Here is a 9,151-nt window from a genome sequence, read left to right as displayed (position 1 = left end):
TGCACCGAACGCATGGCGGAGTTCTATGGCATTCTGAAGTCGATCCGGTCGCAGGTTTCGGACCTTGCGAACGGCTGCGAACCGCATCTTGCAACGCGGCTTGAGGATATTTTGGGCCGGATCGACGCATACGAACCGAGCGTAACGCTCGTCGGTCAGGTCAAGGCCGGGAAAACGGCTCTGACCAATGTTCTGGGCGGTCAGATCGGTCTTCTTCCCTCGGACGTCAACCCGCTGACTTCGGTCGTCACCAACGTTCATCTCAATATCGCTCATCAGGATGGACGGACCAAAGCGGCCTTCCAGCTGTTTGGACCGGACGAATGGGCGAACCTGCTTGAAGGTGGTGGCCGTCTTGGCCAGATGGCGGATCGCGCCGGTGCCAAGGATGATCTGGAAAACCTTCAGCGTCAGACAGAAGAGATGCGCGCAGCGGCCCGCAAACGTCTGGGCAAGAGTTTTGAGGCTTTGCTCGGCAAGGTCCATAATTACGGTTACTGCGACGCCGACCTGGTCGAACGCTATGTCTGCCTTGGCGATCCGGACGAGGTGGAGGACGACCCCTTCAACACACATGGCCGCTTTGCCGATATTACGAAATCGGCCGACCTGCATCTGTCTCAACCCAATCTGCCGGGCCCGCTTTGCCTGCGCGATACCCCCGGCGTCAACGATACGCTTCTGGTGCGGGAGCAGACCACGCTGCAGGCGCTGGCGGATACCGAAGTTTGCGTGATCGTTCTTTCGGCCCATGAGGCGATGAACACCGCGGACCTCGCGCTTGTTCGCCTGATCGCTTCGATGGACAATCGTCAGCTTGTGCTGTTCGTCAACCGTGTCGATGAACTGGCACGGCCGAGCGAGCAGATCCCGGAGATCCGCGCAAGTATTCAAAAGACCCTGTCCGCCGTGGATGCGGTCAATGATACCGCCGTCCTGTTCGGCAGCGCCCGCTGGGGTGAAGTGGCCCTGGCACGCGACTTTGGTGAAATGGACGAAGACCAGCGCGACGCGCTGTTTGACTGGGCCGCAGCATCCGGTCTGGCCGATGCCGAGGATGCGTTTGAATTCACGTGGCTTTTGTCCGGCATACCCGACCTGATGACCGTGTTGTTCGACCGCATTGTCGAAAAGTCGGGTCAGCGCCTGATCGATAGTGTGCGCGGGCGCCTGATGAATGTCATCAACGAAGTCCGCGCTCAGGAAGAGGTCGACGCCGCTGCGCAGCCATTGCCTGATGGCGAAGAGGGGCTTGCGCAACTTGCCGAAGAACTCGACGAAATCGTCGAAGCGAATTGCGAAGTGCTTGATGATGTCATTGAACGGCTGATTGCCGACCTGCATCCCCGGCTGCACCGGGTTGAGGAAAACTATGTGGTTCGCGCCACCGAGGCGCTTGTTGCCAACCTCAATGAAAGCAGCCGGGGAAAAACCTGGACTTTCGGTTCCACCGGCCTGCGCTTCGTTCTCAAGTCGATCTATGCACGTTTCGCCGATGCCGCGACGATTGAAATCGAGGATGTCTATTCATCCGCAGCAAAAGCCGTTCAGGATATGTATGTTCTCCGGCTTGCCGTGAGGGATGAGGGTTTTTCCATCGAACCGCCGCAGGTTCCCGATTTCCCGCCACCCGTGGTGCTGAGCCAGACCATCGCGGTCGATCTGGGTGGCAACTGGTGGAAACGCTGGTGGCAGCGGCGCAGAGGCATGCAGCACTATTCGGATGACTATGCGCGACTGGTACGGGCCGAGGTCGGAACGATCATTGGCGATCTGGAAGCCAAGCAGTTCAATCATGTTCTGGATGAGATGCGGGCCGTGCTCCGGGCGTTTCTGTCGGAACAGAAAGAGAAGATCCTGCATATCGCCGCATCGGCGGCACAGGAGCCTTCCGCCGCCGATGCTGAAGACACCGGTCAGGCGGCCAATCTGATCAACACACTGGACAGGGTCATCCGTACCCTCGACGGCCATGATGCCGCAGCATGAATGTGATGCCCGGCGACAGACGGAGTATTGGGATGAAGGATGAAACCCGCATGACCCGCACAGTGACCCCGACGCAGATGACGCGCCTTGCAGACTGGAGCATGCGCAAGCCGGTTGTCGCGCTGATGGGTGAGTTCAGCTCGGGCAAGTCTTCGCTGATGAACCTTCTGCTTCGTCAGAATGTCCTGCCGATGCAGGTCACCGCGACCCGGCTTCCTCCGATCTGGCTCAGATACGGCGATGCAGCGCCCTACCGTGTTGATCATGAAGGCCGCAGGCACCCGGTGGACTGGCAGGACCCGTCGTCAATCCCGCTCAAGGAAACCCGCTTTGTCCGCCTCTACCACAAGGCCGAGATTCTGAAGCGCTGTGATCTGATCGATACGCCCGGCATTTCGGACCCGTCGATCCCCGTCAGGTATTGGATCAATGCCGTCGCATATGCCAACGCTGTCCTGTGGTGCACGCATTCCGGTCAGGCATGGCGAGAGAGTGAGCGCGCCGCCTGGCTCGATCTGCCGCGTCGTTTGCGCGATGTTTCTGTCCTGCTTGTCACCCGGAAGGACAAGCTCAAAACAGTGGATGACCTGCGCAAGATCCAACGCCGCCTTCGCCGTGAAACGGAGGGTCTTTTCAATGCGCGCGCCTTCGTGTCGCTGACCCATGCGTTAGCGGCCAGCCAATCGGGTGATCAGTCCGCGTGGGACGAGAGCGGCGCACAGGATCTGGTCGAGAAGTTCAACATTCTTGTCGATGGTGTGACGCTGCAACGCTGCTACATGCTGGAGCGTTACGAAATTGGCGATGAGGCGCCTCGCGCGGCCACAGAGTCCCGAACGCCGCCCAAGCCGGTTCTTGATGAGGAACGCTATTTCGTTCTGCGCAACGCCATCTCTATTCCCGGTCAGAAAGCGGTGGCGAAACCGATGCGCTCAGAGGGTCGCAATGCCACCCGCGCAAGCACGCGCGGTGTACCGGTGCAGCGGATAGCAGCGCCTATAGACATCGTAAGCCGGTTGTAGCGCCGCGCACCTGCGGACATAGATATCGGATAGACCTGATAGAAACCGCAGGATGCTATCCCGATCTGATGCCCGATATGCCCCTCGCCCCTGACACCACCAACGAACAGGACGGCGGCATGCCGCCCTTGATCCATTGGCTGGAAGAGGGTCGGATAGGCGGGATGGCGCGTCCGGGCCGGATGGGGCAGGCGGTGGATGCCGATCTGAACGCCCTCCTGCGTCATGGTGTTTCGATGATCGTGTCACTGACTGCGGAATGGACGCCGCCGCGGGATGTGATCGCCGCTTTGGGTCTTGAAAGCCTTCATGTCCCGATCCCGGACTGGCACCCGCCGACCCTTCAACAGGCGATCGAAACCTGCGAGGTGGTTTCAGCCACATTGGCTGCGGGCAGACCCGTGGTCTTTCATTGTCAGGCGGGACGCGGGCGCACAGGCACCATGATTGCGGCGTTGCTGATCTGGGAAGATCCCGATTTCGACGCGGCGATCGCCCGGGTGAAATCGGTCAACATGCATTGGATCGAGACGGACGCCCAGATGCTGTTCCTGAAAGACTTTGCAGCGCATCGACGCGGCACGCGCGGCACTCAGCCGGTATTGGGCCGCGTTACACCGACGGGCAGATCAACGGAAGAAAGCGGATAGGACCGATGTCACTCGACAGCACTCTTCAGATGACGATGGGCGTTCTGCCCGAATGTGTGGCTTCTGGCTATATTGACTTGGAATCTGGCCTGCTTTTGGGGGTTCACACGGTCGATCCGCATCCACAGGAGGTGCTCGATACCCTGGTCACAGCGACGGTGGACCTGTTCCAGGGCTCGAATGTCGTGGCGATGGGCAAGATGTTTCAGGCACCCGGTGACAGTCCGAAAGGGTGCTTCAATGAGGTCATCATGTTTTCGGACGATCACATCCATGTCTTCCTGCGAACGCGGAAACATCCCGAGCATGTCATTTGCTTCGTCTGCCGAAAAAGCGCCAATCCCGGCATGGTGCTGACCCGCGCGCGGTTGGCCATTGATACGGTATCGCAGGCCGTCTGGGGGCGGCCCGGCAGCGGTTCATGCCGCTTGGCCGAACCGTCATTCGTAGGCGTCAAGGAAACCTTTCGGCACCAGAACGTTGTGCCGACCGACATTGCCAAGCCCGGTTTCCCCACAAAGCGCCATTGATGTGTCGAGTTCCTTGTGGATGACCTCCAGCGCCCTGGTCACACCAGCTTCGCCCATGGCGCCAAGGCCATAGACATAGGCGCGGCCGATCATCACGCCCTTCGCGCCAAGGGCGACCGCTTTCAGCACGTCCTGACCCGCGCGGATGCCGCCATCCATCCAGACCTCGGTCTTGCCGCCCACCTCTGTGGCGATCTCCGGCAGCATGCGGATCGAACTGAGTGCGCCATCAAGCTGCCGACCGCCATGGTTCGAGACGACAATGGCATCGGCCCCGACCTCGGCCGCCTTCGCAGCGTCCTCTACGTCCAGAACCCCCTTCAGGATGACCTTGCCGCCCCACATGTCCATCAGTTTGCGGATCTTGTCCCAGTTGAGCGCGGGGTCGAACTTTTCCGCGGTCCAGACCGAAAGCGAAGACGGATCGCTGACCCCCTCCACATGGCCGACGATATTGCCGAAGAACCGCCGCTTGGTGCCGAGCATTTCGATCCCCCAACCCCATTTGGTGGCGAGGTTCAGCATCGTGGAGAGGGTGAGTTTCGGCGGCGCGGACAGTCCGTTTTTCAGATCCTTGTGGCGCTGGCCAAGGATTTGCAGATCGACGGTGATCACAAGCGCCGAACAGCCTGCCGCCTTGGCGCGGTTGATGATCTTCCGGTTAAAGTCATCGTCGTTCAGCGTGTAGATCTGGAACCAGAAGGGTTTTGTCACATGATCGGCCACGTCTTCGATCGAACAGATCGACATGGTCGAGAGAGTGAAGGGCACGCCAAACCGTTCGGCCGCGCGCGCCACCTTGATCTCTCCGTCCGCGCTTTGCATTCCCATGAGGCCCACGGGCGCAAGCGCCACGGGCATGGCCACGTCCTGTCCGATCATCTGTCCGGCCGTTGAGCGCCCCGTCATATCCACGGCAATGCGCTGGCGCAGTCGTATACCGGCAAAGTCAGAGGTGTTTTCACGGAAGGTCTGCTCGGTCCAGCTTCCCGATTCTGCATAATCGTAGAACATGCGCGGAACCCGGCGGCGATAAAGGCGTTTCAGATCCTCGATACAAGTGATGACCGGCATGCTTCCTCCTGATTGGATAGAATTATTTACCAATCATGCGGATTTGGTGCAACGCGTTTTCGCCCTTGAACTTATACCCGTGGAGGGATCGACTGCCAGCGTCTGCGGAGGGCGTTGATGGATACGGTCTGGTTGGGATTTCTGGGGGGTCTGGTTGCCATGGCGGCGACGACACTCGGCGCGGTGCCGGTTCTGATCGGGCGAACCATGTCGCAGCGGACCAGTGATACGATGCTTGGTTTTGCTGCCGGGGTGATGTTGTCGGCCTCGTATTTTTCGTTGATCCTGCCGGGGATCGAAGCGGCGGAAGGGCTGTATGAGTCCCTTCTGTTGGCCGCCCTCGTTGCCGGGGCCGGCATCGCGCTGGGCGCGGGGTTTGTCGCCTGGTTGAATGCGACCCTGCCGCATGAGCATTTCTTTACCGGGCCCGAGGGTGGTGGCGATGCGGCGGCCATGGCCCGCATCTGGCTGTTCGTCATCGCGATAACCATCCACAACTTCCCCGAGGGCCTTTCGATCGGCGTTGCCTTCGGCGGTGGCGACATGACCAACGGGCTGTCGGTGATGACGGGCATTTCGCTTCAGGATATGCCCGAAGGGCTGGCGGTGGCCGTCGCGCTGGTCGGGCGCGGCTATTCCCGCTGGCGCGCCTTCTTTGTCGCGTTCCTGACCGGGCTCGTGGAGCCCGTCGGTGCTTTCTTTGGCGCGGCGGCCGTGTCGGTTTCGGCCAATCTTCTGCCTTGGGGGCTGACCTTCGCGGCGGGTGCGATGCTTTACATCATCAGCCACGAGATCCTGCCCGAGACGCACAGGAACGGCCATCAGGACCGGGCGACGGCCGGTCTGATCTTTGGCCTGATCCTGATGATGGTTCTGGATGTCACGCTCGGCTGAGCGGGTCTGATCCAAAGGAGCGCCCGTTCCGGGCGCAAGTTTTTATCTCGTGGTGTCCGGTTCCCGGACACCACTCGGGCTGCCTCCGGCGGGGGTATTTCGACAATGAAGAAGCGGCGGGTCAGGCGCTGTGGGCGCCATCGGCGAGGCCTTTGACGAAGGCGAGAATGTCCGCGACCGGTTTCTTTTCCTCGACCATTTTAACGATGGCAGAGCCGACGACCGCGCCGTCGGCGACCGAGGCAATCGCCCGGGCGGTTTCGGGTGACCGGATGCCAAAGCCGACGATTATGGGTAGGTCGGTCGCCGCCTTGATCCGCGCGACCTCGGGGCCGACATCGGTGGCCTCTGCCGCGGCAGCGCCGGTGATGCCGGTGATCGAGACGTAGTAGACGAAGCCGGATGTGTTCTGCAGCACCTTGGGCAGGCGTCTGTCATCAGTTGTCGGAGTCGCGAGGCGGATGAAGTTGAGGCCCGCGTTCTGGGCCGGGATGCACAATTCGTCATCCTCTTCCGGCGGCAGGTCGACGACGATCAGCCCATCAACACCGGCTGCCTTGGCATCGGCGAGAAAACGGTTCACGCCGTGCGAATAGATCGGGTTGTAATAGCCCATCATCACGATGGGGGTTTCATCGTCGCCCTTGCGGAACGCGGCGGCCATGTCGAGCGTCTTTTGCAGGGTCTGCCCGCCTTCCAGCGCGCGTTGCCCGGCAAGCTGGATCGTCGGCCCGTCGGCCATCGGATCGGTGAAGGGCATGCCCAGTTCGATCACATCGACGCCCGCGCCCGGCAGGCCCTTCATCAGCGCAAGAGAGGTCTCAAGATCCGGATCGCCCGCCATGATATAGGCGACGAAGGCTTTGCGGCCTTCGGCTTTCAGCGCGGCGAACTTCTTTTCGATCCGGGTCATGGGGCTCTCCTTGTCCGTTCCGCCGGTCTTGCAGAAAAGTCGCGGCGGAATCAATGGGGCTTGAGCCTTGCAGGGCTTGACCCGATGCCGCCTTCCCTCATAGATGCGCCGGATTTCAATGAAAGGTGCGCGATCATGGGTTTCAGGATGGGTATCGTCGGGTTGCCGAATGTCGGCAAGTCCACCCTTTTCAACGCACTGACCCGCACCGCTGCCGCGCAAGCCGCGAACTTTCCCTTCTGCACGATCGAACCCAATGTCGGTGACGTCGCTGTGCCCGATCCGCGGCTGGAGAAACTGGCCGTCATTGCCGGGTCGAAGCAGATCATCCCGACCCGCATCACTTTCGTCGATATCGCGGGCCTTGTGCGCGGTGCCTCGAAGGGTGAGGGGCTTGGCAACCAGTTCCTTGCCAATATCCGTGAGGTTGACGCCATCGCCCATGTGCTGCGCTGTTTTGAGGACGGCGACGTGACCCATGTCGAGGGCAAGGTCGACCCGATCGCCGATGCCGAGACGATCGAGACCGAGCTGATGATCGCCGATATGGAGAGCATCGAGCGGCGGCTGGCCAATATCGCGCGCAAGATCAAGGGCGGCGACAAGGAAGCGGCGGCGCAGGAACGGCTGATGAAGCAGGCGCTGGCGGTGCTGGAAGGCGGCAAACCCGCGCGCACCGTCACTGTGGCCGATGAGGACCGGAAGGCCTGGGACATGCTGCAGTTGCTGACCTCAAAGCCGGTGCTCTTCGTTTGCAATGTCGAGGAAGCCTCGGCCGCGAGCGGAAATTCGTTGTCGGCGAAAGTTGCCGAGATGGCGGCGGCGCAGGGGGCGGGGTCGGTCGTGATCTCGGCCAAGATCGAGGAAGAACTGGCGCAGATGGATGCGGGTGACGCCGCGATGTTCCTGGAAGAGATGGGGCTGGATGAGGCGGGCCTCGACCGGTTGATCCGGGCAGGTTACGATCTTCTGGGCTTGCAGACCTATTTCACTGTCGGGCCCAAGGAAGCCCGCGCCTGGACCATCGAGAAGGGCACGCTTGCCCCGCAGGCCGCCGGTGTCATCCACGGCGATTTCGAACGCGGCTTCATCCGGGCTGAGACCATCGCCTATAACGACTATATCGCCGGGAACGGCGAGGCGGGCGCGCGCGAGGCCGGAAAGTTCCGGGTCGAGGGCAAGAGCTATGAGGTCAAGGACGGCGACGTCCTGCATTTCCTCTTCAACGCCTGAGGATCGACGTCTGTCCGGTTCGGACCATCAGTTCAGCTCATCCGCCTGCGAAGCTGGTGGGACTTTCACCGGGTGAATGTACTTGCTGCGATTTTCCGGATGGCCGGTCCAGATCGCACTCCGTGCTCGCGCGCCCCGAACACCGAAGGGCGCTGCTCCCCCCTCCCGCCTTCACGAAGTTGATATCGGCTGTCTTTACGGTGTGCTGAATGTAGGAGAGCACCGGGACCGACAGTGCATTGGAGAAAACCCCAAGCGTCGTGAGCGAGGGTGAAACCTGTCTGTTGTTCGATCCGCGAAATCAAGTCGAAGATACACCAGCCGTCCTGCCGAGATCGTGGATGGCATGTATCAAGTATATAAATATACGGAATTGCCGCCAACACGGGTCAAGCAATGCATAGGAGCATCGGGGGAGGTCACCGACGTTGTCCGGTTCTCCGTCCATTGTCGACCTGACGAGGGTATCGAAGTTTTTCGGCCCGTTCAAAGTGCTCGACGGCATCAATCTTTCGGTTGGAACCGGTGAACGGGTCGTGGTCTGCGGTCCGTCGGGATCGGGCAAGTCGACGATGATCCGCTGCATCAATCGGCCTGAGGAGCATGACGTGGGTCGCATCGTCGTCGACGGGCTCGAACTGGGTGAGGATACCCAGAATATCCGCGCCGTCCGGCAGGATGTCTGCATGGTCTTTCAGCAATTCAACAGAGGTGGTCCTGCTTTTCCGACCAGTTTGCAGCCTTGTTAAGATGGATCAGGGGTTCATTTAGGCTGCTAGGTCATGTTGACAAATGGCGGAGCCAGAGGCGGATCGATGTGATGTCGATGAAGCCCAAGAAGCTTTC

At 60.6% G+C, this 9,151-nt stretch carries 8 protein-coding genes and 1 pseudogene; 7 read left to right on the top strand and 2 right to left on the bottom strand.

Annotation, left to right across the window (positions count from 1 at the left end; genetic code table 11):
• The 4 genes from WBB85_RS14585 to WBB85_RS14570 all read left to right on the top strand — a co-directional run.
• The coding region (locus tag WBB85_RS14585; RefSeq protein ID WP_432639330.1) for a dynamin family protein at positions 1 to 1,989 on the top strand (1,989 nt) is incomplete at its 5' end.
• A gap of 32 nt (positions 1,990 to 2,021) precedes the next feature.
• Positions 2,022 to 3,011: a dynamin family protein gene (locus WBB85_RS14580; protein ID WP_432639329.1), complete on the top strand. Its 990-nt coding sequence runs from the start codon at positions 2,022 to 2,024 to the stop codon at positions 3,009 to 3,011.
• A 68-nt stretch (positions 3,012 to 3,079) separates the two neighbouring features.
• Positions 3,080 to 3,661, top strand: a complete 582-nt coding sequence (locus tag WBB85_RS14575) for a protein-tyrosine phosphatase family protein (protein ID WP_432639328.1) — start codon at positions 3,080 to 3,082, stop codon at positions 3,659 to 3,661.
• Between the two features lie 5 nt (positions 3,662 to 3,666).
• Positions 3,667 to 4,191, top strand: a complete 525-nt coding sequence (locus WBB85_RS14570; RefSeq protein ID WP_432639327.1) for a hypothetical protein — start codon at positions 3,667 to 3,669, stop codon at positions 4,189 to 4,191.
• Here WBB85_RS14570 and WBB85_RS14565 read toward each other — a convergent pair.
• Positions 4,102 to 5,265: an alpha-hydroxy acid oxidase gene (locus tag WBB85_RS14565; protein WP_432639326.1), complete on the bottom strand. Its 1,164-nt coding sequence runs from the start codon at positions 5,263 to 5,265 to the stop codon at positions 4,102 to 4,104. The two genes, WBB85_RS14570 and WBB85_RS14565, sit on opposite strands and share 90 nt — an antisense overlap.
• A gap of 117 nt (positions 5,266 to 5,382) precedes the next feature.
• On the opposite strand from WBB85_RS14565, the gene WBB85_RS14560 reads away from it, so the two are divergent.
• Positions 5,383 to 6,159 (top strand): ZIP family metal transporter, encoded by a 777-nt coding sequence (locus tag WBB85_RS14560; protein WP_432639325.1) that lies wholly within the window; start codon positions 5,383 to 5,385, stop codon positions 6,157 to 6,159.
• A gap of 121 nt (positions 6,160 to 6,280) precedes the next feature.
• Here WBB85_RS14560 and trpA read toward each other — a convergent pair whose 3' ends face one another.
• Positions 6,281 to 7,072 (bottom strand): tryptophan synthase subunit alpha, encoded by a 792-nt coding sequence (gene trpA / locus WBB85_RS14555; RefSeq protein ID WP_432639324.1) that lies wholly within the window; start codon positions 7,070 to 7,072, stop codon positions 6,281 to 6,283.
• A 135-nt stretch (positions 7,073 to 7,207) separates the two neighbouring features.
• Here trpA and ychF point away from each other — a divergent pair, with 135 nt between their 5' ends.
• Together ychF and WBB85_RS14545 are read left to right on the top strand one after the other, a co-directional pair.
• Entirely contained in the window at positions 7,208 to 8,305 is a 1,098-nt protein-coding gene (ychF, locus tag WBB85_RS14550) for a redox-regulated ATPase YchF (protein ID WP_432639323.1), read from the top strand.
• A 428-nt stretch (positions 8,306 to 8,733) separates the two neighbouring features.
• A pseudogene (locus WBB85_RS14545) lies at positions 8,734 to 9,012 on the top strand (ATP-binding cassette domain-containing protein); the annotation flags it as partial.
• Positions 9,013 to 9,151 lie beyond the last annotated feature (139 nt).

This window comes from Albidovulum sp. (assembly GCF_049646345.1).
Lineage (GTDB): Bacteria > Pseudomonadota > Alphaproteobacteria > Rhodobacterales > Rhodobacteraceae > Albidovulum.
The sequence above is the reverse complement of the archived record's forward strand: the minus strand, read 5'-3'. Positions and strand labels throughout refer to the sequence as shown.